The organism is Streptomyces sp. DG1A-41 (assembly GCF_037055355.1).
Taxonomy (GTDB): domain Bacteria; phylum Actinomycetota; class Actinomycetes; order Streptomycetales; family Streptomycetaceae; genus Streptomyces.
Genome location: NZ_CP146350.1, coordinates 5,343,585 through 5,369,041, shown reverse-complemented (window position 1 = coordinate 5,369,041; position 25,457 = coordinate 5,343,585). Strand labels below are relative to the sequence as shown.

26 protein-coding genes and 2 pseudogenes are annotated in these 25,457 nt (G+C 70.3%); 11 read left to right on the top strand and 17 right to left on the bottom strand.

The genetic code is table 11. The annotated features are described in order from the left end of the window. Window positions 1-8 precede the first annotated feature (8 nt). Window positions 9-2,501, bottom strand: a complete 2,493-nt coding sequence (gene uvrA, locus V8690_RS25145) for an excinuclease ABC subunit UvrA (RefSeq protein WP_338782294.1) — start codon at window positions 2,499-2,501, stop codon at window positions 9-11. Between the two features lie 81 nt (window positions 2,502-2,582). On the opposite strand from uvrA, the gene V8690_RS25140 reads away from it, so the two are divergent. Beyond that, window positions 2,583-3,308: a MerR family transcriptional regulator gene (locus V8690_RS25140; RefSeq protein ID WP_338782293.1), complete on the top strand. Its 726-nt coding sequence runs from the start codon at window positions 2,583-2,585 to the stop codon at window positions 3,306-3,308. A gap of 79 nt (window positions 3,309-3,387) precedes the next feature. Here V8690_RS25140 and ccsB read toward each other — a convergent pair. The 7 genes and pseudogenes from ccsB to hemL all read right to left on the bottom strand — a co-directional run bounded on the left by ccsB (window position 3,388) and on the right by hemL (window position 11,153). Next, window positions 3,388-4,469 (bottom strand): annotated as a pseudogene (ccsB, locus tag V8690_RS25135) (c-type cytochrome biogenesis protein CcsB). Further along, window positions 4,466-6,208 (bottom strand): cytochrome c biogenesis protein ResB, encoded by a 1,743-nt coding sequence (locus V8690_RS25130; RefSeq protein WP_338782291.1) that lies wholly within the window; start codon window positions 6,206-6,208, stop codon window positions 4,466-4,468. The pseudogene ccsB and the gene V8690_RS25130 overlap by 4 nt, the downstream one beginning before the upstream one ends. A gap of 3 nt (window positions 6,209-6,211) precedes the next feature. Next, a complete protein-coding gene (locus V8690_RS25125; protein ID WP_338782288.1) occupies window positions 6,212-6,982 on the bottom strand; it encodes a cytochrome c biogenesis protein CcdA in 771 nt (256 codons plus the stop codon). Between the two features lie 13 nt (window positions 6,983-6,995). Next, window positions 6,996-7,643 carry a TlpA disulfide reductase family protein gene (locus tag V8690_RS25120; RefSeq protein ID WP_338782286.1) on the bottom strand — a complete coding sequence of 216 codons (648 nt, stop codon included), beginning with the start codon at window positions 7,641-7,643 and terminating at the stop codon, window positions 6,996-6,998. Window positions 7,644-7,709: 66 nt separating this feature from the next. Further along, window positions 7,710-8,999, bottom strand: a complete 1,290-nt coding sequence (locus V8690_RS25115) for a hypothetical protein (protein WP_338782284.1) — start codon at window positions 8,997-8,999, stop codon at window positions 7,710-7,712. A 151-nt stretch (window positions 9,000-9,150) separates the two neighbouring features. Continuing rightward, window positions 9,151-9,840, bottom strand: a complete 690-nt coding sequence (locus tag V8690_RS25110) for a histidine phosphatase family protein (protein WP_338782282.1) — start codon at window positions 9,838-9,840, stop codon at window positions 9,151-9,153. Continuing rightward, window positions 9,837-11,153 (bottom strand): glutamate-1-semialdehyde 2,1-aminomutase, encoded by a 1,317-nt coding sequence (gene hemL, locus V8690_RS25105; RefSeq protein WP_338782281.1) that lies wholly within the window; start codon window positions 11,151-11,153, stop codon window positions 9,837-9,839. Before hemL ends, V8690_RS25110 begins: the two co-directional genes overlap by 4 nt. A 503-nt stretch (window positions 11,154-11,656) precedes the next feature. Between hemL and V8690_RS25100 the strand changes: the two genes are divergently transcribed. Beyond that, window positions 11,657-12,094, top strand: coding sequence for a hypothetical protein (locus V8690_RS25100; protein WP_003974483.1), 438 nt, complete (start codon window positions 11,657-11,659; stop codon window positions 12,092-12,094). Window positions 12,095-12,124: 30 nt separating this feature from the next. On the opposite strand, the pseudogene V8690_RS25095 reads toward V8690_RS25100, so the two are convergent. Beyond that, window positions 12,125-12,413: pseudogene (locus tag V8690_RS25095) on the bottom strand (hypothetical protein); the annotation flags it as partial. 307 nt (window positions 12,414-12,720) lie between these two features. Between V8690_RS25095 and V8690_RS25090 the strand changes: the two are divergent. The 4 genes from V8690_RS25090 (at window position 12,721) to V8690_RS25075 (ending at window position 15,346) form a co-directional block, all read left to right on the top strand. Further along, window positions 12,721-13,146: an STAS domain-containing protein gene (locus V8690_RS25090; RefSeq protein WP_338782272.1), complete on the top strand. Its 426-nt coding sequence runs from the start codon at window positions 12,721-12,723 to the stop codon at window positions 13,144-13,146. 248 nt (window positions 13,147-13,394) lie between these two features. Next, window positions 13,395-13,814, top strand: a complete 420-nt coding sequence (locus V8690_RS25085) for a hypothetical protein (protein ID WP_338782270.1) — start codon at window positions 13,395-13,397, stop codon at window positions 13,812-13,814. A 91-nt stretch (window positions 13,815-13,905) separates the two neighbouring features. After that, complete coding sequence (locus tag V8690_RS25080; protein WP_338782268.1) at window positions 13,906-14,550, top strand: ANTAR domain-containing protein; 645 nt, start codon at window positions 13,906-13,908, stop codon at window positions 14,548-14,550. 79 nt (window positions 14,551-14,629) lie between these two features. Next, window positions 14,630-15,346: a GAF and ANTAR domain-containing protein gene (locus V8690_RS25075; protein ID WP_338782267.1), complete on the top strand. Its 717-nt coding sequence runs from the start codon at window positions 14,630-14,632 to the stop codon at window positions 15,344-15,346. A gap of 475 nt (window positions 15,347-15,821) precedes the next feature. Here V8690_RS25075 and V8690_RS25070 read toward each other — a convergent pair whose 3' ends face one another. The 4 genes from V8690_RS25070 to V8690_RS25055 all read right to left on the bottom strand — a co-directional run bounded on the left by V8690_RS25070 (window position 15,822) and on the right by V8690_RS25055 (window position 17,342). Then, a complete protein-coding gene (locus tag V8690_RS25070; RefSeq protein ID WP_338782266.1) occupies window positions 15,822-16,181 on the bottom strand; it encodes an ANTAR domain-containing protein in 360 nt (119 codons plus the stop codon). Window positions 16,182-16,221: 40 nt separating this feature from the next. After that, window positions 16,222-16,578, bottom strand: coding sequence for a PRC-barrel domain-containing protein (locus V8690_RS25065; protein WP_338782265.1), 357 nt, complete (start codon window positions 16,576-16,578; stop codon window positions 16,222-16,224). Between the two features lie 9 nt (window positions 16,579-16,587). After that, entirely contained in the window at window positions 16,588-16,980 is a 393-nt protein-coding gene (locus V8690_RS25060) for an ANTAR domain-containing protein (protein WP_338782263.1), read from the bottom strand. Window positions 16,981-17,063: 83 nt separating this feature from the next. Next, window positions 17,064-17,342: a hypothetical protein gene (locus V8690_RS25055; protein ID WP_338782261.1), complete on the bottom strand. Its 279-nt coding sequence runs from the start codon at window positions 17,340-17,342 to the stop codon at window positions 17,064-17,066. A gap of 598 nt (window positions 17,343-17,940) precedes the next feature. Between V8690_RS25055 and V8690_RS25050 the strand changes: the two genes are divergently transcribed. The 3 genes from V8690_RS25050 (at window position 17,941) to V8690_RS25040 (ending at window position 19,779) form a co-directional block, all read left to right on the top strand. Beyond that, window positions 17,941-18,108 (top strand): hydrophobic protein, encoded by a 168-nt coding sequence (locus tag V8690_RS25050; protein WP_232269135.1) that lies wholly within the window; start codon window positions 17,941-17,943, stop codon window positions 18,106-18,108. Between the two features lie 92 nt (window positions 18,109-18,200). Then, on the top strand, window positions 18,201-18,353 hold the full coding sequence (locus V8690_RS25045; protein ID WP_338782259.1) for a CsbD family protein: 153 nt from the start codon (window positions 18,201-18,203) through the stop codon (window positions 18,351-18,353). A 619-nt stretch (window positions 18,354-18,972) separates the two neighbouring features. After that, window positions 18,973-19,779, top strand: a complete 807-nt coding sequence (locus tag V8690_RS25040) for a GNAT family N-acetyltransferase (protein WP_338785450.1) — start codon at window positions 18,973-18,975, stop codon at window positions 19,777-19,779. 27 nt (window positions 19,780-19,806) lie between these two features. Here the strand turns inward: V8690_RS25040 and V8690_RS25035 are convergent, their stop codons facing one another. After that, on the bottom strand, window positions 19,807-20,874 hold the full coding sequence (locus V8690_RS25035) for a LacI family DNA-binding transcriptional regulator (RefSeq protein WP_338785449.1): 1,068 nt from the start codon (window positions 20,872-20,874) through the stop codon (window positions 19,807-19,809). Between the two features lie 145 nt (window positions 20,875-21,019). Here V8690_RS25035 and V8690_RS25030 point away from each other — a divergent pair, with 145 nt between their 5' ends. Beyond that, on the top strand, window positions 21,020-21,619 hold the full coding sequence (locus V8690_RS25030; protein WP_338782257.1) for an antibiotic biosynthesis monooxygenase: 600 nt from the start codon (window positions 21,020-21,022) through the stop codon (window positions 21,617-21,619). A 22-nt stretch (window positions 21,620-21,641) separates the two neighbouring features. On the opposite strand, the gene V8690_RS25025 is transcribed toward V8690_RS25030, so the two are convergent. The 3 genes from V8690_RS25025 to V8690_RS25015 all read right to left on the bottom strand — a co-directional run bounded on the left by V8690_RS25025 (window position 21,642) and on the right by V8690_RS25015 (window position 24,974). After that, entirely contained in the window at window positions 21,642-23,060 is a 1,419-nt protein-coding gene (locus V8690_RS25025) for a HAMP domain-containing sensor histidine kinase (RefSeq protein ID WP_338782255.1), read from the bottom strand. Beyond that, the gene (locus V8690_RS25020) at window positions 23,061-23,780 is read right to left on the bottom strand and encodes a response regulator transcription factor (RefSeq protein ID WP_338782253.1); all 720 of its coding nucleotides are present in this window, start codon (window positions 23,778-23,780) and stop codon (window positions 23,061-23,063) included. A 117-nt stretch (window positions 23,781-23,897) separates the two neighbouring features. Further along, on the bottom strand, window positions 23,898-24,974 hold the full coding sequence (locus V8690_RS25015) for an LLM class flavin-dependent oxidoreductase (RefSeq protein ID WP_338782252.1): 1,077 nt from the start codon (window positions 24,972-24,974) through the stop codon (window positions 23,898-23,900). 146 nt (window positions 24,975-25,120) lie between these two features. Between V8690_RS25015 and V8690_RS25010 the strand changes: the two genes are divergently transcribed. Next, window positions 25,121-25,456: a YnfA family protein gene (locus tag V8690_RS25010; RefSeq protein WP_338782249.1), complete on the top strand. Its 336-nt coding sequence runs from the start codon at window positions 25,121-25,123 to the stop codon at window positions 25,454-25,456. Window position 25,457: the final 1 nt, after the last annotated feature.

Sequence of the window (25,457 nt, the reverse complement as noted above, 5' to 3'; positions counted from 1 at the left end):
GGCGCAGGTCACCCAGCCAGAAACCCACCTGTCCGAGACGCCCGCACGGCCATCACCTCCTGCGGGGTCCCCTCGGCCACCACCCGGCCGCCACCGGCTCCTCCCACCGGCCCGAGGTCGATCAGCCAGTCCGATGCCCGCATGACATCGACGTTGTGCTCGATGGTGACGACGGAGTGGCCCGAGTCCACCAGCCGCTGGAGCACTTCCAGCAGGCGTGCCGTGTCCGCCGCGTGCAGGCCGGTTGTCGGCTCGTCGAGGACGTAGAGGGTGCGGTCGGCCGCTCGGCGGCCCAGCTCCTTCGCCAGTTTGAGGCGCTGGGCCTCGCCTCCGGACAGCGTGGGCGCGGGCTGGCCCAGCGGGAGGTAGCCGAGGCCGACGTCCGCCATGCGCCGCAACCGGCCGGCCACGGCGGGCACGTCACGGAACACCCCCAGCGCCTCGTCCACCGTCGCCTCCAGCACCTCCGCGATGTCGTACCCCTGGTACCGCACCGCCAGCGCCTCGGGCCGGAAGCGGCGGCCCCGGCATCCCGGGCAGCGCACCTGCACGGCCGGGAGGAAGTGCATCCGCACGGTGAGCACGCCCGCGCCCTCGCACCGCTCGCAGCGTCCGCCCGGCACGTTGAAGGAGAACCGGCCCGCTGTCAGGCGTCCTTCGCTGCTCGCGGCGAAGACCTCCCGGATGGGGGTGAAGACGTCCGAGTAGGTCGCCGCGTTGGAGCGCGGGACGCGGCTGATCGGTTCCTGGTCGATGAGGACCGCCTTGGACAGGTGCTCCCAGCCGTCGATGCCGTCGTGCTCGGCGGGGAGTTCCCCCGCCCCGTGGAAGTGTCGGCGGGCGGCCCGGCCCAGGATGTCCAGCAGCAGCGTCGACTTGCCCGAGCCGGACGGGCCCGTGACCGTCACCAGGCGGTTCAGCGGGATCCGTACGGTCACGTCCTTGAGGTTGTGGGCGCGGGCCCCGCGGATCACGACCGCCGAGTCGCTGTCGCCGCGGCCACGGGACCCGGGCGCGGGCAGCCGGCCCGACAGATACGCGCCGGTCACCGAGGCCTCGGCCCGGGCGACCTCCTGCGGCGTCCCGGCCGCCACGATCCGGCCGCCGTCACGGCCCGCCCCCGGGCCGACGTCCACCACGTGGTCCGCGGCGCGCAGTACCTCGAGGTCGTGCTCGACGACCAGCACGGTGTTGCCCAGGTCGCGCAGGCGGCGCAGGACGCCGATCAGGCGGGCCGTGTCCGAGGGGTGCAGGCCGATGGTCGGCTCGTCGAGGACGTACAGCACGCCGGTCAGGCCGGAGCCGAGCAGGGCGGCCAGCCGCAGCCGCTGGGTCTCCCCGGCGGAGAGGCTCGGCGTGGGCTGCTCCAGGCTGAGGTAGCCGACGCCGACGTCCACCAGGCGCCGTACCCGTTCCTCCAGGTCGGCGGCGACCGGCTCCACGAGCAGCCACTCGTCCCCGGCGGAGCGCTCCTTCAGGCCGGCCAGCCAGCCGTCGAGTTCGGTGAGCGGCAGTCGTGCCGCCTCGACGATCGTCAGTCCGTGCACGGCCACCGCCCGGCTCTCGGGCCGCAGCCGGGTGCCCTCGCACTGGCCGCAGGGCTGCTTCACCAGGCCTTGTTTCTCGGCCCGTTCGCGGTATTCGGGGTCGTCGGCGCGCTCGGTGTAGCGCCGCAGCAGCGCCGTCGCGACCCCTTCGAAACGGCCCGCCGCCACGGTTGTCGGCGGGCCGGTCTCCGGGAAGTGCCGCCGGAACTCGGGGCTTTCGACGCCGTGGACGAGCAAGTCGCGTTGCGGATCGTCCAGTTCGTCGAGCGGGCGGTCCGCGTCGAAGGTGAAGCCGTAGTGGCGGGCGGCGGCCCGCAGCGCGGTGAGGTTCCACTCGGTGAGCTTCGGGTTCCAGCCCCGTACCGCGCCCTGGGACAGTGAGCGGGAGCCGTCGACCAGGCGCCGTACGTCGGGCCGGATCACCTCGCCGAGGCCGGTACAGGAAGGGCAGGCGCCCGCGGGCTTGTTGAAGGAGAAGGAGCCCATCACCAGCTCGGGCACGAGGGTGCCGCAGTGCGGGCAGGGCGTCTGCTCGCCCTCGGCGTCCTCGTCGGCCTCCGCCTCGTTGGCGTACGACGGCGGGATGCTCTTCCCGCAGCCGGGGCAGGGGCGGGTCCCGATCCGCGACCACAGCAGCCGCAGGTAGGTGAACACCTCGGTGACCGTGCCGACCGTGGAGCGCGGGCTGCGGTTGGTGAGGTGCTGATCGACGCTGATGGACGGGGACAGGCCGCTGATCGAGTCGACGGCGGGTTTGCTGACGAAGCCGGTGACCATGCCCAGCGACTCCAGGTACTGCCGCTGGCCCTCCTGGTGGAGGGTGTCGAAGGCGAGCGTGGACTTGCCGGAGCCGGACAGGCCGGTCAGGACGACCAGCTTGTTCTTCGGGAGGGAGAGGGAGACGTTCTTGAGGTTGTGGAGGCGGGCGCCGGTGACCCGGATGCAGTTGTCCATTCCTTCAAGTCTTCCATTGAAGTGCGGTGTTGAGACTTTGCGGGCATCAGCGGTGGTGTCCCTGCCGTAACCTTCAAATCGATGACCAGCGAACGCCGTCTCCGTCCCGTCGACCTCGCCCGGCTGGCCGGTGTCTCGACGCAGCAGATCCGCAACTACGAGGACGCCGGTGTGCTGCCGCCCGCCGCGCGGACCGCGTCCGGCTACCGCGTCTTCGGGGAGGTGCACCGCGGCGCGCTGCTGGCGTACCGGGCCCTGATGCGGGGCTACGGGCCGGTGAAGGCGACGGAGATCATGCGGTCCCTGCACGACGGGGACGTCCCGGGCGCGCTCGCGCTGGTCGACGCCGCGCACGCCGCCCTGCACGAGGAGCGGGTGTCCCTGCGGGCGGCGAGCGAGGCCCTGGAGCTGCTGGCGGCACAGCCGCCCGCCCCGCTGCCGCGTTCCGGCGGGCTGCGCATCGGGGAGGTGGCCGCGCTGCTGGGCGTACGGACGTCCGCGCTGCGGGTGTGGGAGGGGGCCGGGCTGCTCACGCCGGGACGCGAGCGCGGCACGGGGTACCGCCTCTACGAACCCGCCGATGTGCGCGACGCCCGGCTCGTGCACACGCTGCGCCGCAGCCACTATCTCTTCGACCAGATCCGGCCGGTGCTGGAGGGGCTGCGCCGGGAGGGCAGCAGCGACGCGCTACGGGCGGCGATCGCCGCGCGCGGGGAGGCCCTGACGGCCCGTACGAGGGTCATGCTCGAGGGCGCGAGCGCCCTCCACGCCTACCTGGAGCGGCTCACCGCGGTCGGCGTCGACTGAGCGCCCCGAGACGACGAAGGCCGGTTCCCGTGACGTGGAATCACAGGAGCCGGCCCGCCGGAGTGGGGGTGTTGGGGGCTTACACGCCCGCGTAGGAGTGCTTGCCGGAGACGAAGATGTTCACGCCGTAGTAGTTGAACAGCCAGCAGCCGAAGGCGATCAGGGCCAGGTAGGCGGCCTTGCGGCCCTTCCAGCCGGCGGTGGCGCGGGCGTGCAGGTAACAGGCGTAGGCGACCCAGGTGATGAAGGACCAGGTCTCCTTCGGGTCCCAGCCCCAGTAGCGGCCCCAGGCGTCGCCGGCCAGATGGCGCCCGCGATGATCGTGAACGTCCACAGCGGGAAGACGGCCGCGTTGACGCGGTAGGAGAACTTGTCGAGGGAGGCGGAGGAGGGCAGCCGCTCCAGGACGGACGTCGCGAAGGTGCCGGGCGTGCCGCCGCTCGCGAGCTTGTTCTCGTAGGAGTCCTTGAAGAGGTACAGGATCGTGCCGACCGCGCCGACGTAGAAGACCGCGCCGCAGAAGATCGCCGTGGAGACGTGGATGTACAGCCAGTACGAGTGCAGGGCCGGGACCAGCTGGTCGCTGGCGGTGTAGAGGACCGTGACCGCGAGGCCGAGGTCCAGCAGGACCGAGGTGATCAGGAACAGGCCGAGCCAGCGCACGTTCTTCTTCAGCGCCAGCAGCCCGAGGTACACGCCGACGGCGACCGTGGAGAACGTGATGTTGAACTCGTACATGTTGCCCCACGGCGCCCGCTCCACCGAGGCCGCGCGGGCGATGACGCCGCCCAGCTCGACCAGGAAGGCGAGCACGGTGAGGGAGATGGCGATCCGGCCGTACAGGTCGCCCTGTTCGTCACCGCCGTGCGCCCCGGGCCCGTCCGGCACGTCCCGCTGACCCGCCGCGGCCCGCACGGTGACCTTCGGCCGCTCCAGGACGGCGGTGCCGCCCGCCGTGTTCACGGTGACGGCGGGCGCCTTCTTCCCCTCGGCCGGCCTGGCGGTGAGTGCGGCGGCGGTCTTGGCGACCTTGCTGCGGCTGCCGAAGAGCCATTCGGCGATGTACGCGAAGAAGGCCAGGGTGTAGACGGCCATCGCGGAGTAGATCAGCACATTGCTGATGTTCGCGAGGTTTTCGTTGGTGGCGGCGGCGAGAGTCACTTCTCAGCCCCTTCGGCAGGTACGGGGGTTTCGGTACCCGGCTCCTGGTCGGTGTCGGGGGAATCTGTGGGGTCGTCGGGGCCGGGCGCGGGCGGTGTCTCGTCGTAGAGGATCCCGGCGAGGTCGCCGAGTTCCTCGGGGACCTTGGCGGACTCGCTGCGGCCGAGGCCGGCCATCTCCACGACGGTGATGCCGTCGGCGCCCTTGACCGCGCGCACCCAGACGCGGCGGCGCTGGATGAACAGGGAGGCGGCGAGGCCGCCGATGGCCGCGAGGGCCCCGGCGAGGGCCCAGCCGCCGCCGGGCTCCTGGACGACCTGGAAGCCGGCCCACTCCTTGACGTCCTTGCCGAAGGTGACCGAACCGGCGCCGTTCGGGAGCTTCATGGTCTCGCCGGGCCGCAGCAGCTTCTTGAACAGCTTGCCCTGGGAGTCCTTGAACTCCTTCATGTTGGTCTTGTCCATCTGGTACACGCTCTGCGGGATGCCGGAGTCGGCCCCCAGGTCGCCGTGGTAGGCGGACAGCGCGAGCACCGGATAGTCCAGCGCGGGGAACTGCGACAGCATCGTGCCGCTGGCGGCGCCGCCGAAGGTCGGCACGAAGAACGCGTTGAAGCCGAGCTGTTCCTTCTTGCCCTCGGGGTTGCGGTAGCCGTCGAGGACCTTGACGACGCCGGAGGAGGTGACGTTGGCGTCGAGCGGCAGCAGCGGTACGGCGTCGTCGTAGACGACGTTGCCCTTGCCGTCGCGGACCGTGATGACCGGGGCGTAGCCGTGGCTGACCAGGTAGACCTTGGCGTTGCCGATCTCCAGCGGGTGGTTGACCTTGACGGTGGTCTTCTCGTCCTTGCCGTACGGGCCCGCGCTGTAGGTGAGGTCGGCCTGGTAGACGCGCGGGGTGCCCTTGTTGGGGCCGGTGCGCTCGTAGGTGCCGGTGAACTTCTTCAGGTTGAAGCTGAACGGCACCAGGTCGTCGGAGGTGAAGAGGCTGCCGGACTTGAAGTCGTCGTACTGGGTGAGGGTGTTGGAGAAGCCGTCGCCCTCGACGACCAGCTTGTTGCCCTCGGACTTGTACAGCTGGCCCCAGGCGAAGGCGACCAGCATCACGATGAGGGCGATGTGGAAGACGAGGTTGCCCAGTTCGCGCAGGTAGCCCTTCTCCGCGGCGACGGCGTCACCGGCGAGGTGGGCGCGGAAGCGGCGCTTCTTGAGCAGGGCCAGGGCGGCGCTGTGGACCTGCTCGGGGTCGGCCGTGGTGCGCCAGGTGGTGTGGGCGGGCAGCCGGTTCAGCCGGCTGGGCGCGCGCGGCGGGAGGCCGCGCAGCTGGCCCACGAACTGCCAGGTGCGCGGGACGATGCAGCCGATGAGGGAGACGAACAGCAGGATGTAGATCGCGGAGAACCACACCGAGCTGTAGACGTGGAACAGGCCGAGCTTGTCGTAGACGTCCCCGAGGGTGGGGTTGTTCTTGCGGAAGTCGGCGACCTTCGTCTCGTCCTGGCCGGTCTGCGGGATGAGCGAGCCGGGGATCGCGCCGAGGGAGAGCAGCAGGAGCAGCAGCAGCGCGACCCGCATGGAGGTCAGCTGCCGCCAGAACCAGCGGGCCCAGCCGATGACGTCCAGGGAGGGCAGGTTGGGCGCGTCCTCCGTGGGGGCGGTGGACAGCTGGGAGCCGGCGTCGCCCAGCTCCTGGTCCTCGGCGGCGGTCGGGGCCGGGTCGGAGGCGGTGGTCTTGCTCATCGATCAGATCCCCACAGTGAAGCCGTCGGACCAGACCTGCATCTCCTGCACGATGCGGTCCCACGCGCCGGTCAGCAGCAGCAGACCGGTCACGATCATCATGGTGCCGCCGATCCGCATCACCCAGACGTAGTGGCGCTTGATCCACCCGAAGGCGCCGAGGGCCTTGCGGAAGGCGACCGCGGCGAGCACGAACGGCACGCCCAGGCCCAGACAGTACGCGATGGTCAGCACCGCTCCGCGACCCGCGCTGCCCTGGTTCAGGGCGAGGGTCTGGACGGCGGCCAGGGTCGGGCCGATGCAGGGCGTCCAGCCGATGCCGAACAGCGCGCCGAGCACGGGGGCGCCGGCGAGACCGGCCGCGGGTTTCTTGTGGAAACGGAACTCGCGCTGCGTGAGCCAGGGCATCAGGCCCATGAAGAAGACGCCCATGAGGATCATGAAGACGCCCAGCACCTTGGACAGCACGCCCCGCTGTTCCTGGAGGGTCTGGCCGAAGTACCCGAAGAAGGCCCCGCCGGAGACGAAGACGGCCGTGAAGCCGAGCACGAACAGCGAGGCCCCGGCGACCATGCGCCCTCGCCGGGCCTCGGCCAGGTCGGTGCCGCTGACTCCGGTGACGTAGGACAGATAGCCGGGCACGAGGGGCAGCACGCAGGGCGAGAAGAAGGAGACGAGTCCGCCGAGCAGTGCGATGGGCAGGGCCACCAGCAGGGCGCCGTTGAGCACGGTGCCGTTGGGGTCCGCTACCGCGGCGAGGGTGAGCGCGCTCACGTCACTTCTCCGCTCACTTCTCGGCGACGACCGGCTTGAGCATCTTCAGCAGCCGTTCCTCGCTGAGCGCGGACAGTGAGCGGGCCGCGATCTTCCCGTCCCGGTCGAGGATCAGGGTGGAGGGGATCGCCTGCGGGTTGAGGGTGCCCCTGTCGAAGCGGAGCAGCAGCTTGCCGGTCGGGTCGTAGAGGCTGGGGTAGGTGATGTCCCAGTCCTTCTCGAAGGCGAGCGCGGCGCCGGTGGAGGTGTCGCGGGTGTTGATGCCGACGAACTGCACGCCCTTGCCGGCGTACTCCTTGGAGACCTTCGCGAAGTACTTGGCCTCGGCGCGGCAGGGGTTGCACCAGGACCCCCACACGTTGAGGACGACGACCTTGCCCTTGTAGTCGGCGACGTCGAGGGTCTTGCCCTCGATGGTCTTGCCGGACAGGTCGGGTGCCGGGGTGCGCTCGCCCTTGGCGACCGTGGCGATGCCGTCGGCGCCGGTGACGAAGTTGGTGTTGCCGCCCCCGCCGGAGGTGCCGCCGGAGCCGCACGCGGTGACGAGCAGCGCGGCCACGGCGGCACCGGCGGTCAGGGCGGCGCGGCGACGGACCCGGGTCGAGGGGGTCGTGCGGGTCGTGCGGTTCGAGCGCAGGGGGGCGCGGCTGGCGGCACTCATGTGAAAAGTTTCGCATGTCCGTTCTGGGGATCTCGCCCACCCCCCTTGCGGGCGGAAAACCGCATTTCAGGCGGCGTTTCGCGAGGGCGTACCGGCACCTGACGGGGTCTTCTCGACCAACCTCTTCCAGCCACCGGCCGGTTGCCGTCCGACGTCGAGCGTGCGGAGCTTTTCGAGCACCTCGGGCTTCTGTACGTCCAGCCAGTCGACGAACTGCCGGAAGGAGACGAGGCGCACATCCGCGCCCCTCTCCTTCTCCCGCGCGATGTGCTTGAAGGCCTCCTCCACGGCGTCCATGTAGATGCCGCCGTTCCACTGCTCGAAGTGGTTGCCGATGAAGAAGGGTGCCCGATTCGTCTCGTATACTCGCTTAAATCCCTGGATGTACGCCTGCGCCGACTGCTCGCGCCAGCCCGGGTAGTTGTGCGCCGGGGCCTTCGTGGTGCTGATGGACTGGTTCGCCAGCATGTTGTAGTCCATGGAGAGGACCTCGAAGCCACGACCGGGGAAAGGTATCTGCTGCAACGGCAGGTCCCAGATCCCCTGCCGCTTCACCGGCCACACCTGACGGCCGCCGGGCGAGGAGGCGTCGTAGCGCCAGCCCAGCTCGCGGGCGGTGGGCAGCAGGTTGTCCTGGCCGAGCAGACAGGGCGTGCGGCCGCCGACGAGTTCCTTGTCGTAGTCGAACGGCAGCGACGGCAGGTCCCTCCAGCCGGTGTTGCTGCGCCACTCCTTGACGAAGGCCTTCGCCTGGTCGATCTCGCTGCGCCACTGCCGGGGCGTCCAGTTCTTGACCGAGCCGTAGGCCTCGCCGCAGAAGTGCCCGTTGAAGTGCGTGCCGATCTCGTGGCCTTCCAGCCACGCCCGGCGGACGTTCTTCAGCGTGTCCTTGATGTGCTCGTCGGTGAGGTAACCGATGTCGGAGGCGCCGCGGGGGTTGTTCGGCGGGTCGTAGAGGCGCTTCTTCGACTCGGGCAGCAGATACAGCCCGGACAGGAAGAAGGTCATGCTCGCGCCGTGCTCCCCGGCCAGGTCCAGGAAGCGCGGGAAGAGCCCGTTGCCGACCTCGCCGGCACCGTCCCAGGAGAACACGACGAACTGCGGCGGGGTCTGACCCGGCTCCAGCGGCTCGGGCTTCGCGGGCTGGTGGGGCTGCTCGCCGGTGTAGGCGGTGGAGCCGTCGCCGATGGGCCGGGCGGTCGGCTTCGGCTTGGAGCCGCCTTGTACTGAGTCTCCGGAACCGCCGGCATGGCCGGCCCCGTCTGACCCGGTGAGTCCGCCGCACCCGGCGAGCGAGACGGCGGCCGCGGCACCCGCGCCGATTCCGAGCATTCCCCTGCGGGAGTAAGGGCGCATTGCATCCCCGTTCGTCACGTTCTCTGGTGGTCACCCAGTCAGAGGGCGTGAGGAACGGGGAGGTTCCGCTGATATTTTCAGATTCCGTAACGAAGGGATCAAAAGCGCGCAGAAGGCGCTTAAGCGCTCGCCGGGCGCTGTGTGCGCCGGCTCACGCGCCGAAGGCCTTGTCCTTCCCCTTCACCGGCTTGGCACCGGCGAGGAGATGCGCCGGGACGAGATCGCGGGCCGGCTCGGTGTAGCCGACGGAAACGATCCGGTCACCCTGGTACGTGAAGGTCGTCAGCGAGGCGAGCGTGCACTGCCGCCTGCGCGGGTCGTGCCAGAGCCGCCGCCGCTCGGCGTACGACCGCACGATCCAGATCGGCAGCTGATGACTGACCACGACGGCCTCATGCCCCCGGGCCCGGTCCTTCGCCGCGCTCAGCGCGTTCATCATCCGTACGACCTGGTCGACGTACGGCTCTCCCCAGGACGGCCGGAACGGATTGACCAGGTGCTTCCAGTTGCCGGGCCTGCGCAGCGCCCCGTCCCCGACGCCGAACGTCTTGCCCTGGAAGATGTTGCCGGCCTTGATCAGCCGCTCGTCGGTCGCCACGTCCAGCCCGTGCGCCTTGGCGATCGGCTCCGCCGACTCCTGCGCCCGCTCCAGCGGGGAGGCGACGACGTACGTCACATCGCGCGCCGACAGGTGCTCGGCGACCCGGTCGGCCATGCGCCGGCCCAGCTCGGAGAGGTGGTAGCCGGGCAGCCGCCCGTAGAGGATGCCGTCCGGGTTGGCGACCTCGCCGTGCCGCATGACGTGGACGACGGTGATGTCGTCGTTCGTCTCGCTGCTCATGCCGTGGCCTCCGCGGCGGCTCGGGCCGCCGCCGGGAGGGCGTCGGCGATCCGCTGCACGGCCCGCTCGTCGTGGGCGGTGGAGACGAACCAGGACTCGAAGGACGACGGCGGCAGGTAGACGCCGCTCGCGAGCAGCGCGTGGAAGAAGGCGGTGAAGCGGAAGGACTCCTGCGCCTTGGCGTCCTCGTAGTTCCGCACGGGCCGGTCGGTGAAGAACACGGAGAACATGTTGGAGGCGCTCTGGAGCCGGTGCGCGACGCCCTCCTTCGTCAGGGCCTCGGTCACGAGCCCCTGGATCTCCCGCGACACCGCGTTGACCTTGTCGTAGGCGGCGTCGTCGAGGAGCCGCAGCTGGGCGAGCCCGGCCGCGGTGGCGACGGGGTTCCCGGAGAGGGTGCCGGCCTGGTAGACGGGCCCGGCCGGGGCGAGGTGCGCCATCACGTCCGCCCGCCCGCCGAAGGCCGCCGCGGGGAAGCCGCCGCCCATGACCTTGCCGAAGGTCATGAGGTCGGGCCGGACCCCGTCGACCCCGTACCAGCCGGCCCGGCTGGTACGGAAGCCGGTCATGACCTCGTCGGAGATGTAGAGGGCGCCGTTGTCGGCGCAGAGGTCCTTGAGCCCCTGGTTGAAGCCGTCCGCGGGCGGTACGACGCCCATGTTGCCCGGGGAGGCCTCGGTGATCACGCAGGCGATCTCCCCCGGGTGGGCGGCGAAGGCGGCGCGTACGGCGTCGAGGTCGTTGTAGGGCAGGACGATGGTGTCGCCGGCCTGGGCGCCGGTGACGCCCGGGGTGTCCGGCAGCGCGAAGGTCGCGACGCCGCTGCCGGCCGCGGCGAGCAGCGAGTCGACGTGTCCGTGGTAGCACCCGGCGAACTTGATCACCTTGCTGCGCCGGGTGAACCCGCGCGCGAGCCGGATCGCGGACATGGTCGCCTCGGTCCCGCTGGACACGAGCCGCACCTGCTCGACCGGCTCCACCCGGGCGACGATCTCCTCGGCGAGCGCGACCTCGCCCTCACCGGGCGTGCCGAAGGACGTACCGCGGGCGACGGCGTCCTGCACGGCGGCGATGACCTCGGGGTGTGAGTGCCCGAGGATCATGGGCCCCCAGGAGCACACGAGGTCGACGTACTCCCGTCCGTCGGCATCGGTCAGGTACGGCCCGTTGCCGGACACCATGAACCGCGGTGTGCCGCCGACGGCGCGGAAGGCCCGCACCGGCGAGTTCACGCCACCGGGTGTGACGGCCGCCGCACGGTCGAACAGAGCCTGCGAGGCCGGTGCTTCATACGGATATGCCAGTTCGCTCATGACCTGCGACTTCTCCGACCTTCTCCGACGACGTCGGGATCCGGGTGTGAGTGACCTGTTCAGGGTAGGACAGTGCCCGGCAGCCGGTCTCCGGACCTCTGTCGTCTGCGAGACTGGTACGTGATACACACAGCTCGAACGGCCCAGGGTGGTCGGAGGCTGCGAAGATCCCTCGGAGAGATGTTTCGACGCACGTTTCGGCGAGCGGCCGTGGGGGAGGTCACTGACACGATGATCGGGTTGCGCGGCGGGGGCGACGCGTCCTAGAAAAGCAGTCGGGTGGAGATATGCATCGCGGTGGCGGACTGGGCGAGGGGACTGATGACCTGGGTCCTCGACGTGCCCGGCGGGGAAGGCACCGGCGCGAAGCGGAGGACACGCAGGAAGCACGTCGGACTCAGGATCTGCCGGGTGAGCGTCTGCCGAGTGAACCGGAGCGGCACGACGGACGTACAGAACGCCGGGTGGAAGATCTTCGGGCCGGGAGCAGGAATGGTGGTCGGGTGGGGGTGACGTACAAGTACTTCGGCGCGCCGGACGGCGCGACCGCGGCCCGTGTCCCGATCTCGATGCGCCCCGAGGAACTCGGCGGCGACGAGCTCGGCATGAACGGCATGTTCACGAAGATCAAGCCGGAGACCATGGCGGCGATGGTCCTGACGGGCATCGAGGGCGTCCCCCTGCACAAGGTGCCGCCCCTGGAACTCGTCGTCCTGCACCCCGACTACGCGGTCGTGAAACTCCCGATGACCGTCGTCGACCCCCTGCGGGGCATCGGCGAGGAGGCGGTGGGCGCGGCGGCCTTCATCTGGTCGACGGTCCCGGACCGGGGCGGGCCCCGGGATGCGTTCAATGTGTACCAACTGCTGCACGAGTGGCAGGACTTCTCGCATCGGTTGCATGAGGCGGGGCATCAGCCTTATTGCCTTGTCTGGCCCTGAGCCGGGGTTACATGGAGTTTGGGCGGGGCTTGAGCGCAGCTCGCCGCGGCCAAGGTGCTCCAGGATGTGGTTGCGGACGGTCGCCTCGTAGCGGAGGGTAGTCGTGGGGCCGACGGAGTTCGCGTCGAGCCACTTCTGCGCGTAGGCGACGGGCGTCTGCTTCGTCTCGGCGGGACGACGTAGGAGCCGCGTCGGATCTCGACGTCGACCTCGGCGGCACGGTTGTCCGCCTGGGCTTTCGTCTCGTTTTGCCGACGCCATGGTCAGCGGTCGGCACCATCCGCGGATATGCGCGCGCACCGTGCTTTGCACCGTCCACATCCTAAGACCGGGCGGCTTCGAACCCTCCATCAAACGATGCGAGGACTAGGCTGCTGCGTAGACGTCCCAGACCCCGGCGGCATGCTGTTGCTGAACGCAGATGGCTGCGGGGTGCGGACTCTTCGTCTGTCACCCGGCGCATCCCTGGAGGGAACCGGGTGGGTCCACTGTCCTGTTGCACAGGCTGTCGAACCGGCCGTTGCTCTGCCTCCGCCGAACATACGCCCCTGCCGGGAGGGCGCTCAGGGACCGGAGCTCCGGCACCTCCGCGCCCGCTGCCGGCTGGTCTTCCGAACCGAGGCGTCATGCCCCTGCCACAACTCACCGTCAACCGCCATGACCGACGTACACGGGCGCTGATCACCCTGGCCGGGGAGATCGACCTCGAATCCGCGCCGTTGGTGCGCGTGTCCCTGGAGCGGTGCCTGCTGGACGGTATCCGCGCCATCGACGTCGACCTCACCCCCGTCACCTTCTGCGACTGCAGCGGACTCAACGCATTCCTCCGCGCTGCGCAAGAGACCACCGTGGCCGGCGGGACCCTGCGACTGCACCATCCGCCGACGACGCTGGTTCGGATTCTCGACCTCACCGACTGCGGGTTCCTGCTCGTCGGCCTTCCGTTCGACCACCTGCCCCCTCCTCTCGGCGACACCCCGGCCCCGCCCCTTCCGGCCCCGCCACATCGGTCCGCCCCGCTCGCGCCTGTTCTCCCGGGCGATGTGCGATGACGTCCGAACGCGGACGGGGACAGTCACGGAGGCCGGGGGACGGCGAGCCCTCAGCCATGGCTCCGGTGCGATTACGTCTGCTGAACCGTTGGCTGGTGGAGGGCCTGCGTGAGGATCTGGCGGATCTGTATGCGGAGTCCCGCGTAACGGCGCCGGGTGATGCATACCGCCGTCCCAGCCGCCAGGACTTCTTGGACCGTCTCACCACGGACATGCGCCGGCCGGGATTCGCCATGATGATCGCCGAGATGGACAGACTGATGGGATGCGCCTTCGGATTCCCGGTACGCGGCGACGGCTCCTGGTGGGTCGGCTTCGACGGAGCCTTGCCGCGCAGCATCGATCAGCTCACGGTGTCCGGCAGGGTCTTCGCGTTCAGCGACATCCTTGTTCGGCCGCACCCGCAGGACCGGGACCTCTCCCGTCGTGTGCAGGAACGGCTGCTGGCCGACCACCAGGCGTCACTCGGCGCCACGATGGTGGACCGGGCCGATCGTGCAACCACCGCCGCGCTCCGCTCCCGGGGGTGGCTGGACATCGGAGTGTTCCGCAGGCCGGCCGGCCGCGCCACGTTCCGCGCGCTGGTGCTTCCCGTCGGGGAACGAACCACGGCGAGGCTGGAGGATCTGGTCACGATGCCTGGAGGCGGTGGTCCGGGTGGGCCCTGACAGCCGGTCGGCCCGCATTCAGATGCTGGTGGCGGAGCAGGCGGCCCGACGAGGTGCCCGGGTCGGTGTGGTGGACGTGTGCACCGCGGCCGTGGCCGCGCTGCCGGTCAGCGGCGCGGGGCTGTCGGCGATGTCCCGGAGCGGGCCCAGCCACCCGCTGTGCAGCACCGACGACATCAGCGAGCAACTCGAAGAGCTCCAGCTCACGCTGGGTGAAGGACCCTGTGTGGACGCCTTCCTGCAGGGCTCGGCCGTCCTGACACCCGATCTGCTCACCCGTGACCCGCAGGACCGTTGGATGGTGTTCGCCGAGGCGGCCCTGGAAGCCGGGGCACGCGCGGTGTTCGCGCTCCCTCTGCAGATGGGGGCGATCAGCCCGGGAGTTCTGGACCTGTACGCCCGCGTTCCGGTCCGGTTGAACGCAGAGGAACTGGCAGACGCGTTGGCGTTCGCCGATCTCGCGACTCTGGTGCTGCTCGACGCGCGAATCGACGAGACGGGCGGGCCGCGCAGCGGCCCCGCCGAGGACCTGGGCGCGTACCGGGCGGAGATCGACCAAGCCAGCGGCATCCTGACCGTCCAGCTGGGCGTCGGCATCGAAGAAGCCTTCGTCCGGCTTCGTTCCTACGCCTATGCGCAGGGGCGTCGGCTGGCCGACGTGGCCGCGGACGTGGTGGCCCGTCGGCTCCGCTTCTCCCCGGACACGGAACCGGACCAGGCCGATGACGAAACCTGACGCATTGGCGCCGGCCGAGAAACGTGCCGTACTTCCCGCCCCTTCAGGCAGGGACTAGTCTCAATCGAGGGTGCCCACGATGGATCAACAGCTTCTGGCCAAGACCTTCGTCGAGCTGGCCGACAATCTGGTCGCCGACTTCGACATCATCGACTTCCTGCGCCTGCTGACCGACCGCTGCGTCGGCATGCTCGACGCGAGCGCCGCCGGGGTGCTGCTCGCCGACCGGGACGGCAAACTCCGCGTCATGGCCGCGTCCGACGAACAGGTGCGCCTGCTGGAGCTCTTCCAGCTCCAGAACGACCAAGGCCCCTGCCTCGATTGCTTCCGCACCGGCGCACCGGTGATCATCCACGACCTGACCCGGGAGGTCGATCGCTGGCCGCGCTTCGTCACGGTGGCCCATCGCAGCGGATTCGGGGCCGTCCAGGCCCTGCCCATGCGCCTGCGGGACGAGACCGTGGGCGCCCTGAACCTCTTCCGCACCGCGCCCGGCCCCTTCGATCCGGCCGCCACACTCATCGCCCAGGCCCTGGCCGACGTCGCCACCATCAGCCTGCTGCAACAACGCACCACTCAGCGCAGCACGGTGCTCAACGAACAACTGCAGACGGCGCTGAACAGCCGGGTTCTGATCGAACAGGCCAAGGGGAAACTCGCCGAACGCCAGGGCATCGACATGGAGCAGGCATTCACCGCGCTTCGCGGCTACGCCCGGGCCCACAACCGGCGCCTGGCCGATGTGGCCCGTGCCCTCATCGACGACTCCGAACCCCTCGCCGACCTGGGACCCTGACCCACGCACTGGCGGGGGCCCGCTACTGCTCTGCGCCGTCCTCGATCAGACGGCGGTGGGAAGGCCGCCTGCCGGTGCCGGCAACCGCGGTGCGCTGCCGGCTTCTCGCGCCACATGCACGCCCCAGAGGTGGTCCCGGCAGTGCCTTTTCACTTCGCCGAGGATCGTCGGTATGGCAAAGCTCGGCAAGGCGGTGCCGCGACTGGGGTCGGTCGTAGGTGTATGTGCTTCGTGGGCTCTGCGTGCGTGTGCGTACGACAGAGGCACGTGTCTCCCCGATCGGTGGCGTCACTCACCGGGGGGCGGCAGACCGCAGCACACCCGGCGGTTCCCGGGTGTGCGATTTCAACAGGGCCGCGTTGTTTGAGATCCACGAGGTGGGCTGCACAACAGAGGCGTCCGGCGGCCGTCCTGACGAAGGGACTGGAGTGCTGAACTCACAGCTTCCGGTGCCGTCCGCTGGGCGCGTGCGCCGTCATCTCCGGTCCTCCGCATGGAGGCGCCTCATCGCTCGGCGCAGTTCCCGCTGTATCGGTTCCGGGAGCGTCCGGTGCTTCGTCGTGGCGACCAGAGCCTCAGCCACGTCGCGGAGCTTGATGTTGCAGTGCTGCGACACGTCCACCAGGAGGTCCCAGGCCCGGTCACTGGGACACGGCGCCAGGGCCATCATCATGCCGCGCGCCTGGTCGATCACCGCACGGCTCGCCAGCGCTCGCCCCAACTGCTCATTCTCGGCGCGCAGTGCGACGACCTCGGCGAGCAAAACCGCGTCCTCCGCCGAAGGCACTGTCCTCAATAACCGCTGCTCGCCACGGGGCGTGGTCACCTGGTCCATGGTCCGTACCTCACAGGGCAGTCATCCCGTCCATAGGTGATCAGCGACGCGCCAGTTGCCGTTCTCCGGCCGCACCGGTTTCGTAGGTCAGTCCGTAGTGCTTGAAGATCGCTTCCTCCTGCTCGGCGGGCAGGACGTCGTCGGTGCCGATCGAAGGGGCCTGTTTCACCAGCGTTCTGACATAGCCGACCTTGAGATAGTCCGGCCCGGCGATCGCGTCCTCAAGGGGGACGAAGACCAGACGGCGCCGGATGGGCAGTCCGGTCCGTACCGTGGCCATGGCCGGCTCGTCGGTGGTGGTGTCCACATAGACCGCCTCGAGGACACCGATCTTGTGTGACTCGGTGTCGACGACATCGCGGTTGCGCCATTCTCGGACGTCGGCTGCGTGGATCATGGCCTCTCCCTACCTGTACGACCCGCCAGGTCGTCGTGAGTCAGACTCCTGGTTTTCCGCTTGAAATCGCCGCAGCGTACGACGCAGCGCCCGCTGCGTCCGCTCCGGGAGCGGCTTGTCCTCCCAGGCGGCGACCATGGACGCGGCCGCCTCCGGAAGTCTGGCGTCGCACTGCCGTGAGGCATCCACCAGCAGCTTCCTGGCCGCCCCACGGCTGCAGGGGGTCAGGACCATCACCATGCCGCGGGTTTGGTCGATGACCGCGCGGCCGGCCAACGCCCACCGCGACTGATCGTTCTCGGCGCGCGGTGCGGCGACGTCCTGTCCCGCAGGTGCGTTCCCCGACGTGGCCTCGGCCTGCAGTTCCCACCACTCCTGCTGGATCGCGGTTGTGCGTTGCATGGCATGTACCTCTTGACGATCGCGACTGTCCTGCCTGGCCTGGAGCCGTCCCGGAACCCGTGGCTGCCGGCTTACTCCGCGGGTCACCTGCGGTGTTCGTGGTCCCGACGGTCCTCGCGCCGCCAACGTGCCCGGTTCTGGCGGCGGTAGCGGCGGTCCCAGCGTTCCCGGCGGTCCCGGTGCTCCTGGTAGTCCCGGTAGTCCCCGGGATCGGAGCTGCCGTCGCGGCTCCGGCCTGCGCCGCGATCGCGGCCGTGGCGGGTGACGCCGTAGACCAGCACCGCCCCAGCCACCCACCAGAAGGGATGGAGGAAGCCGAAGCCGAACAGGACCACGATGAGGATGAGGAGCAGGACGAACACGGCGGGCCTCCCCGGGAGCGGAACACAGCATCGAAACCGGGGACTGGGGCCTCACCTCACAGCGTAGCCCTCCCCAGGGGTTGCGGATACCGTGCGACGTCAGCGCCTCCTGCCCGGCACGGATGGCTACTTGACACCTGTTGGGGAACAGTTGCAAGCGCTGGCGTGCGACATGCCGCCCCTGCCCCCGGGCAGCGTCGCACCGCCGACGCGCTCCCCAGAGGGCGCACCCTGCGCATCAGTGCCGGAACCCGCCGCGTCACGAACGAGGCCGTTCCCGCACGCGCCCATCGTCACGCGATCCCGGCGCGCCCGATGCGCCCCGAACGGGCACCGATCCGCTGCCCGCCGCGTCGCACGCAGCCCACAACAGGCGGTACACACGTACGCGCTGTCGTTCCCGCTCCAGCCCCCTTCAGCGGCCCCTGCCCAGCTCCGTCAGTGCCGACACTGCGTTGACAAGGGAGGTTGCCGGGCGTTGACTGGCAACACGGCGTAGGGCTATGCCACTCCGGATTGTTCGGGCGTGGCATTCCACCTTCCCGCTTCGCCCGGACCCCGCGGAATCAGGAAGTACCCGCGATTTGGAGGTTCGGCAATGTTCTGGATTCTTCTCCTTCTGCTGATCCTGGTGGTCTTCGGGTTCGGCTTCACGATGCAGATCCTGTGGTGGGTCGCGGCAGTCCTACTGGTCGTCTGGATCGTCGGCTTCGCCAAGCGCGGGCGCAGCGGTGGCCGCCGCCGGTACAGCCGTGGTCGCAGGTAATCCACTCCGCGCCCGATCTCACCCCGCGGGCATGACGGCCTGCACGGCGATCATGCGCAAGAGCTCTTCCAGCCGACACGCAGAGGACAGTCATGAGCGTCGGACAGACGATCGAGCACAAGACACAGGAACTCAACGGCCGGACCACCCGCAATCGGCGACTGCGGCGCGAAGGCGGGATCGATCGGGTCTCCGGAAGCCTGAAGCGGGCCGCGGACAAGGCCAAGGACGCTTTCAGGCGCTGACCACATGCGCCCCGGGTGGTGCCCACGTCGAGTGGGCACCACCCGGCCGACTCCACCGAACAGCCGGCGAACCCGTCCCGGTCCTCCCCTCCGCCCCCCGACGGCCAAGGCCACACGCCGTGGTCACTGACCCGACGCCACGCGAAGGGAAACGACCCGCGATGACGTACCGCCCCGCAACAGCCGCCCCATACCGTCGCCGCGCAGACCACACGGTCCCTCACTGACTCGACGGTGTGGGCCGCGGCGGCACGAGTGCCGGCTCTCCGTGGGGGCGGATCCCGTCTTCCCGGCGCCTGCCTGTCGGCTCGTGGGTGGCCACAGTCGTCCCCGCGGCCGGCAGTAGTGGTCCGGCAGGAACACGGAGTCCGCGTGATCACCGCTCCGGAGAAGAACGGCAGCCCCATGAGGATGGCGATGGCCAGGTGCGCGCACAGCAGCATGCTCAGGACGGGACATCTGCTGTGAGGGAGAGTTCGCGCCAGGGCCGGCGCGGGTCGAAAAAGGAAGCGAACTCACCGGCGGCCACTGCCCCGGAAGGATGAGGCAGCCCCGCGAAGGGCAGTACGTGTACTGGGCGCGGGCAACTCCCGTGCTCGTCGCCGACCTGGGGGGCTACATGCGTGATCTCGCGGACTCGATCGAATCGATGGAGCAGCTCGCCACCGTGTGGCGGACCATGGTGCTCGACCGGGATCCGCAGGCGGATGTCCGCGATCTGCCGGGCATCGCCGTCCGCTGGGCCGACTGCCGGTTCGCCTTCTGGAACTGCGTCACGCTGACCGAACCCGGCACGACCGCCGGGCTGCTGAAACAGCGGTTGAACGAGGTCACGGCGATCATGCGGTCGAAGAAGTGCCCCGGTTTTCTGTGGGTCTTCGAGGATCTGCTCGACGATGAGGCCCGCGCGGGGCTCGGGGACGCCGCCGAGCGAGCCGGGCTCGTGCACGCCTTTCCCGGTACCGGCATGGCGGGAGACATGCTGCCCATTCCCGAACCCGCCCACCCCGACCTGACGTTCGTGCGGGTGACCACCGATGAGCAGCTGCAAGCCTTCGCCGACATCAACTCGCGTGCCTACGAGTTCCCGTTGGAGGACGGCCGTGACGGTCTCGGCCGCTCCTCGCTGTGGAAGAGCCAGGTGTACGCCTACCTGGGCGTGCGCGCCGACGGCACTCCCGTGACCTGCGCCGCCACCGTCGAGGCCGACAGCCGCCTCTTCGTGCTGCTCGTCGCCACAGATCCGGCGTGGGAGCGCCGGGGATACGGAGAAGCGGTGACGCGGAAGGCGCTGTACGAGGGTGGCCGGGCCACCGGGCTGACCCGGGCGAACCTGCACGCCACCGTCGCAGGAGCGCCCGTGTATCCACGCATCGGTTTCAAGGCGAACTCCCCGATGCGGTTCTTCGCCCTCGCGGAGGACTGACGCCGGTCCCCGGCTGCGGCGCATGCCTCACGCGCCGCCGCCCTGCGTCACCTCATCCCCTGTGTGCCGGCTCACCAACCCGCTCCCCTCGTCCCGGACCCGAGCCACCGGCGCAGTCGTAGCCCGCGGGATCACATACGTCGGCAGCACGACATGCCGCTCGTGATCCGCCTCGGAGTCCTCGATGAGCTTCATCGCCAGCTCCCCGGCTTCCCGGCCCATGTCCGACGGTGACTGGGCGACCGTGGACAGGTCGAACCAGTCGGCCAGCGGCTGGTCGTCGAAGCCGAGGACCGAGATGCGCTCGGGTACGGCGATCTGCGTCTTGCGCAGGTTCCAGATGAGGGCGACGGCGACCTCGTCCTGCTCGGCGAAGACGGCGGTGGGCGGTTCGCGCAGGCTCAGCAGCATGCCGAGCACCTCGGCGGCGGCCCGCTTGTCGCCGACCCGCGTGGAGACCACCAGGTCGTCGTCGAGCGGGACCCCCGCCTCGGTGAGCGCCTGCTGGTAGCCCAGCAGCCGTTCGTTGGAGCTGAAGGAGAAGCCGCTCGCGCCCGCGGTCTGGACGAAGGCGATCCGGCGGTGGCCGAGGTTGAGCAGATGCCGGGTGCCGTGCAGGGCCCCGGCCACGTCGTCGACGTAGACGCTGGACCGTCCCTCGACGTGCTGGCTGACGTAGATCACCGGCATGCCGAGGTCGTCCAGCCGCGCGGTCTCCTCGTCGGTGAGGTCGAAGGAGAACACCAGCAGCGCGTCGGCGTTGCGGCGTGCCGGGAGGTGCTCGAAGAACGCGGTGCGCTCGGCCAGGTCGGGGATCTCGTAGACGTTCAGCTGCATGCCGGCCGCCCGGAGCAGCGGGGCCAGGCTGGACAGGGCGGATCCCATGAACCAGGAGTTGAGCGTCGGGACCAGCACCGCCACCGTCCCGGTCCGGCCCGTGACCAGGCTCGCGGCCTGCCGGGACACGGCGAAGTTCAGCTCGCGCGCGGCCTTCTCGACGCGGGCCCGCACCTCCGGCGAGACCGTGGACAGGCCGCGCAGCGTGCGCGAGACGGTGGATGCGGATACCCCGGCCCGTTCGGCGACGTCGGCCATCGTGGGGTGCCGTTGAGCTGGAGGCATGAGCGGACGGTAGCAGTCGTCGGACACGGTTCGGACTGAGATGTAGAGCAGTTGACGACTCCCCGCCGCCCTCGGGCACGATCACGGTTCCGCTCCCGTTCACGAAGGAGTCCCGTCCGTGCCCTCAGCCCCCTTCCCGGACCTGACCGTCCCCGGCACGCTGGTGATCGGCACGCAGTACACCGACGGCCTGGAGCAGCAACAGGCTCTCGTGGAGGCCGAGTTCGCCTCACTGGGGTCCCCGCCCGCCGGGCCGGCCGCCGTCAGCTGGTTCCTGAGTACGGACGGGGAGACGGTGCTGACGCTCGCCCAGTGGACCGACGGCACCGCCATTCCGCCGACCGGTCCGCCCCGCTACCGGCTCTACCGCAGCCTCGCCGAGGAGCACGAGACGCGTGACCCGGGGTGTCTGATCACCGCCGCCTTCGACGTCGACGGACCCGAGCGGCAGCGCGCCTTCACCGAAGCGGTGATCGAGGCCCAGCCACGCGAAGGCGGCCACCCCGGGGCGATCTCCGCCCACTTCCTGCACAGCGTCGACGGCAGCCGGGTGCTGCTATACACCGAGTGGACCAGCGTCGAGGCCCACCAGGAGGCCGCCGAGGCCGGGGATCACGACAAGGGGCACGAGCTGTTCTCGGGGACGCCCGGGGTGCGTCTCACACACGGTGGACGGTTTCACCTGTGTCGCACCCTGCGGCGGGATCCCGCGAGGTGAGCCTCGCGGGAGGCGGGTCGTGTCAGTCGAGTCCCCCGCCCACCGTGAACCCGATCACCGTCCCGCCGCCCTCGCGCCGGAACGCGAACGGCGCTCCCCCGTGCGCGAGCGCCACCTCGCGGACGATGGACAGGCCCAGGCCGGAGCCCGGCAGGGAGCGGGCGTCGGCGGCGCGGTAGAAGCGGTCGAAGACGCGGTCGAGGTCCTTTGCGGCTATGCCGGGGCCGCGGTCGAGGACCTCGACGCGGATCGTGCCCGGCCGGGCGGGCCCGGCCACGACGATCTCGATGGGAGCCGAGCCGCCCTGGTCGAACTTCACCGCGTTCTCGACAAGGTTGGACAGCGCCCGGGTCAGCATCCCCGGCCGCCCGTCGGTCGTGGTGTCGCCGCTCGCGCGGAGCGCGATCCGCCGTCCGCTGCGGCGCCGGGCGAGGCCCGCCACCTCCTCCGCGATGTCGGCGAGGTCCACCCGCTGCGGCGGCTCGGTGTCGGACTGCCCGGCCGCGAGGTCGACGAGCTCGTTGACCAGGTCGGTCAGCTCGCGGGCCTCCTGCCCCAGGTCGGCGACCAGTTCCTCGCGGGTCTCGGGCGGGAGCTCGTCGATCCGGCGGAGCAGGGAGATGTTCGTACGCAGGGAGGTCAGCGGCGTACGGAGCTCGTGGCCCGCGTCCTGGACCAGGCGGCGCTGGTCCTCCTCGGACTGGGCGAGCCGCCCCAGCATGCGGTCGAAGGCCCGGCCGAGCCGCCCCACCTCGTCGTGACCGGCGACGGGCACCTGGATGCCGAGGCGGCGGGTGCGGGCGACGTCCTCGGCGGCGTCGGTGAGGACGACCAGGCGGCGCGTGATCCGCCGGGCCAGCCACCAGCCGAACAGGCCGGCTGCGATCACGACGGCGGCCATCAGCAGGAGCGTCCGCCGCTGGAGCGCCCGCAGCAGGTCCTCGACGTCGCTGAACTCCTGCGCGACCTGCACGGCGCCCCGGCCCCCGCCGAGGGAGACGGTCGCGACGCGGTAGACGTCGTCGCCCACGTCGACGTCCTTGTGCTCGGCCACCCGCCCCGACGTCGCCGCGGCGGCGATCCGCACATCGGCGCCGGTGACCGGCAGTCCGGGGCTGCCCGGGTCGACGACATGGCCGTCCGGGCCGAGCACCTGCACGTCCGTGCGGGCGGGCCGGACGAGGTCGTGGCCCGGCGCGGCGGACGAGAAATCGCCGGGCGTCATGTGGTTCTGCCGCACCTCGTCACGCAGGTCCTGCACGACCTCGTCGAACACGGTCTGCTGGTCCACCCGCACCAGCCGGGCCGCCGCGCTGTACGACAGGATGCCGACCAGGATCGTCACGGCCGCCGTCACCGCCGCGAACGACACCGCGAACGTGGTGCGCAGCGAGACCAGCTTCGGCCGCCGCCCGTCCACCAGCCGGCCGAGGCGGCCCACTCAGTCCTCCCGCAGCACGTAACCCACGCCGCGCACCGTGTGGATCAGCTGCGGCGCGTCCGGCTCGTCGAGCTTGCGGCGCAGATAGCCGACGTAGACGGCGAGGTTCTTCGAGCCGGGGCCGAAGTCGTAGCCCCAGATGCGGTCGTAGATCGTCGAGTGGTCGAGGACGATGCCCGCGTTGCGGACCAGCAGCTCCAGCAGTTCGAACTCGGTGCGGGTCAGCTCCAGCTCGCGGGCACCCCGCCAGGCCCGGCGTGCCTGCGGGTCCATACGGATGCCGGCCGCCTCGATGAACCGCTCGGGGACCGGCCGGGGCGCCTCGGCCACGGCTGCGCCGCCGACGCCCACCGGGCTGGTGCGGCGCAGCAGGGCGCGCAGCCGGGCGAAGACCTCCTCCACGTCGAAGGGCTTCACCACGTAGTCGTCGGCGCCCGCGTCCAGGCCGGCGATCCGGTCGGCGGTCTCCACGAGGGCCGTCAGCATCAGGATCGGCGTCCGGTCGCCCTCGGCGCGCAGCACGCGGCACACCTGGAGCCCGTCGATGCCGGGCATCATCACGTCCAGGACGAGGACGTCCGGACGGTTGCGGTGGGCCTGCGCCAGCGCCTCGACACCGTCGGCGACCGCCATGACCTGGTAGCCCTCCAGGGTCAGGGCGCGCTCCAGGGCGTTGCGGATGGCGCGGTCGTCTTCGGCGAGCAGCACTGTTTGGGACACGCGTCCAGTGTGCCCCGCCGCCGGGGTTCCGGGACCGGATGAGCTGCGCCGGAGCGTCCTTCTTACTGCCCTCTCACCAGGGGGCACGCAACCACAGGCCGGGTGCCTACCCTCTTCTCACCCTCGGGGCCCGGCGAGCCGGGCCGTGTGTGCCGGCGCGTCCGGCACGTCCGCCGGGCGGCCCACGGCGAACTCCTTGCGCAGCACCGGCACGACCTCCTCGCCCAGCAGGTCGATCTGCTCCAGCACGGTCTTCAGCGGCAGCCCGGCGTGATCGACCAGGAACAGCTGGCGCTGGTAGTCGCCGGCGTAACTGCGGAAGGCCAGCGTCTTCTCGATGACCTGCTGCGGGGAGCCGACGGTCAGCGGCGTCTGCGCCATGAAGTCCTCCAGCGACGGCCCGTGCCCGTACACGGGCGCGACGTCGAAGTACGGCCGGAACTCGCGCACGGCGTCCTGCGCGTTCTTCCGCATGAACACATGCCCGCCGAGGCCGACGATCGCCTGCTCGGGCGTGCCGTGGCCGTAGTGCGCGTACCGCTCCCGGTACAGCTCGACCATCCTCCTGGTGTGCTCGGCCGGCCAGAAGATGTTGTTGTGGAAGAAGCCGTCGCCGTAGTACGCGGCCTGCTCGGCGATCTCCGGCGAGCGGATCGACCCGTGCCAGACGAACGGCGGTACGCCGTCCAGCGGGCGGGGCGTGGCGGTGAAGCCCTGCAACGGCGTGCGGAAGTTCCCCTCCCAGTCGACGGACTCCTCGCGCCACAGCCGGTGGAGGAGGGCGTAGTTCTCGATCGCGAGCGGGATGCCCTGCCGGATGTCCTGCCCGAACCAGGGGTAGACGGGGGCGGTGTTGCCGCGCCCCAGCATGAGATCCACCCGGCCGTCGGCCAGGTGCTGGAGCATCGCGAAGTCCTCGGCGATCTTCACCGGGTCGTTGGTGGTGATGAGGGTGGTGGCCGTGGAGAGGATCAGCCGCTCGGTGCGGGCGGCCACGTAGCCGAGCATCGTGGTCGGGGACGACGGCACGAACGGGGGGTTGTGGTGCTCACCGGTGGCGAAGACGTCGAGGCCGGCCTCCTCGGCCTTCAGCGCGATGGCAACCATGGCCTTGATGCGCTCGCGTTCGGTCGGCGTCCGGCCGGTGGTCGGGTCGGGCGTGACGTCGCCGACGCTGAAGATCCCGAACTGCATGGTCGCTCACCCTCCAGGTTGTTTACCATTCAACCATACCCTCGGGTGCCAGGAAGCGGCAGCGGTGCCCAGGCGTCCAGCCACCCTTGGGACAACCACCCCGGGCGCCAGGTCCGCGCCAGGTCCGCGCATGCGAAGCTGCCCGCATGCAGATCCTGCGTTCCGCCACCCTCTTCGTCCTCGCCGCCCTGCTGGAGATCGGTGGCGCGTGGCTGGTCTGGCAGGGCGTGCGCGAGAACAGGGGCTGGCTGTGGGCGGCCGGCGGCGCCCTCGCGCTCGGCGCCTACGGCTTCGTCGCGACGTTCCAGCCCGACGCCCACTTCGGCCGCGTCCTCGCCGCGTACGGCGGGATCTTCGTCGCCGGTTCGATCCTCTGGGGCGTGATCGCGGACGGCTACCGCCCGGACCGCTGGGACATCACGGGCGCACTGATCTGCCTCGCGGGCATGGCGGTGATCATGTACGCCCCGCGAGGGAACTGAC

Excerpts from the sequence above, each read along its gene's own strand:
- V8690_RS25045 (WP_338782259.1), top strand. The coding sequence starts at position 18,201 with ATGAGCGTCGGACAGACGATCGAGCACAAGACACAGGAACTCAACGGC.
- V8690_RS25010 (WP_338782249.1), top strand. The coding sequence starts at position 25,121 with ATGCAGATCCTGCGTTCCGCCACCCTCTTCGTCCTCGCCGCCCTGCTG.
- V8690_RS25035 (WP_338785449.1), bottom strand. The coding sequence starts at position 20,874 with ATGGCCGACGTCGCCGAACGGGCCGGGGTATCCGCATCCACCGTCTCG.
- uvrA (WP_338782294.1), bottom strand. The coding sequence starts at position 2,501 with ATGGACAACTGCATCCGGGTCACCGGCGCCCGCCTCCACAACCTCAAG.
- hemL (WP_338782281.1), bottom strand. The coding sequence starts at position 11,153 with ATGAGCGAACTGGCATATCCGTATGAAGCACCGGCCTCGCAGGCTCTG.
- V8690_RS25015 (WP_338782252.1), bottom strand. The coding sequence starts at position 24,974 with ATGCAGTTCGGGATCTTCAGCGTCGGCGACGTCACGCCCGACCCGACC.
- V8690_RS25065 (WP_338782265.1), bottom strand. The coding sequence starts at position 16,578 with ATGATCCACGCAGCCGACGTCCGAGAATGGCGCAACCGCGATGTCGTC.
- V8690_RS25090 (WP_338782272.1), top strand. The coding sequence starts at position 12,721 with ATGCCCCTGCCACAACTCACCGTCAACCGCCATGACCGACGTACACGG.
- V8690_RS25040 (WP_338785450.1), top strand. The coding sequence starts at position 18,973 with ATGCGTGATCTCGCGGACTCGATCGAATCGATGGAGCAGCTCGCCACC.
- V8690_RS25140 (WP_338782293.1), top strand. The coding sequence starts at position 2,583 with ATGACCAGCGAACGCCGTCTCCGTCCCGTCGACCTCGCCCGGCTGGCC.
- V8690_RS25115 (WP_338782284.1), bottom strand. The coding sequence starts at position 8,999 with ATGCGCCCTTACTCCCGCAGGGGAATGCTCGGAATCGGCGCGGGTGCC.
- V8690_RS25130 (WP_338782291.1), bottom strand. The coding sequence starts at position 6,208 with ATGAGCAAGACCACCGCCTCCGACCCGGCCCCGACCGCCGCCGAGGAC.
- V8690_RS25050 (WP_232269135.1), top strand. The coding sequence starts at position 17,941 with ATGTTCTGGATTCTTCTCCTTCTGCTGATCCTGGTGGTCTTCGGGTTC.
- V8690_RS25085 (WP_338782270.1), top strand. The coding sequence starts at position 13,395 with ATGGACAGACTGATGGGATGCGCCTTCGGATTCCCGGTACGCGGCGAC.
- V8690_RS25075 (WP_338782267.1), top strand. The coding sequence starts at position 14,630 with ATGGATCAACAGCTTCTGGCCAAGACCTTCGTCGAGCTGGCCGACAAT.
- V8690_RS25110 (WP_338782282.1), bottom strand. The coding sequence starts at position 9,840 with ATGAGCAGCGAGACGAACGACGACATCACCGTCGTCCACGTCATGCGG.
- V8690_RS25070 (WP_338782266.1), bottom strand. The coding sequence starts at position 16,181 with ATGGACCAGGTGACCACGCCCCGTGGCGAGCAGCGGTTATTGAGGACA.
- V8690_RS25060 (WP_338782263.1), bottom strand. The coding sequence starts at position 16,980 with ATGCAACGCACAACCGCGATCCAGCAGGAGTGGTGGGAACTGCAGGCC.
- V8690_RS25120 (WP_338782286.1), bottom strand. The coding sequence starts at position 7,643 with ATGAGTGCCGCCAGCCGCGCCCCCCTGCGCTCGAACCGCACGACCCGC.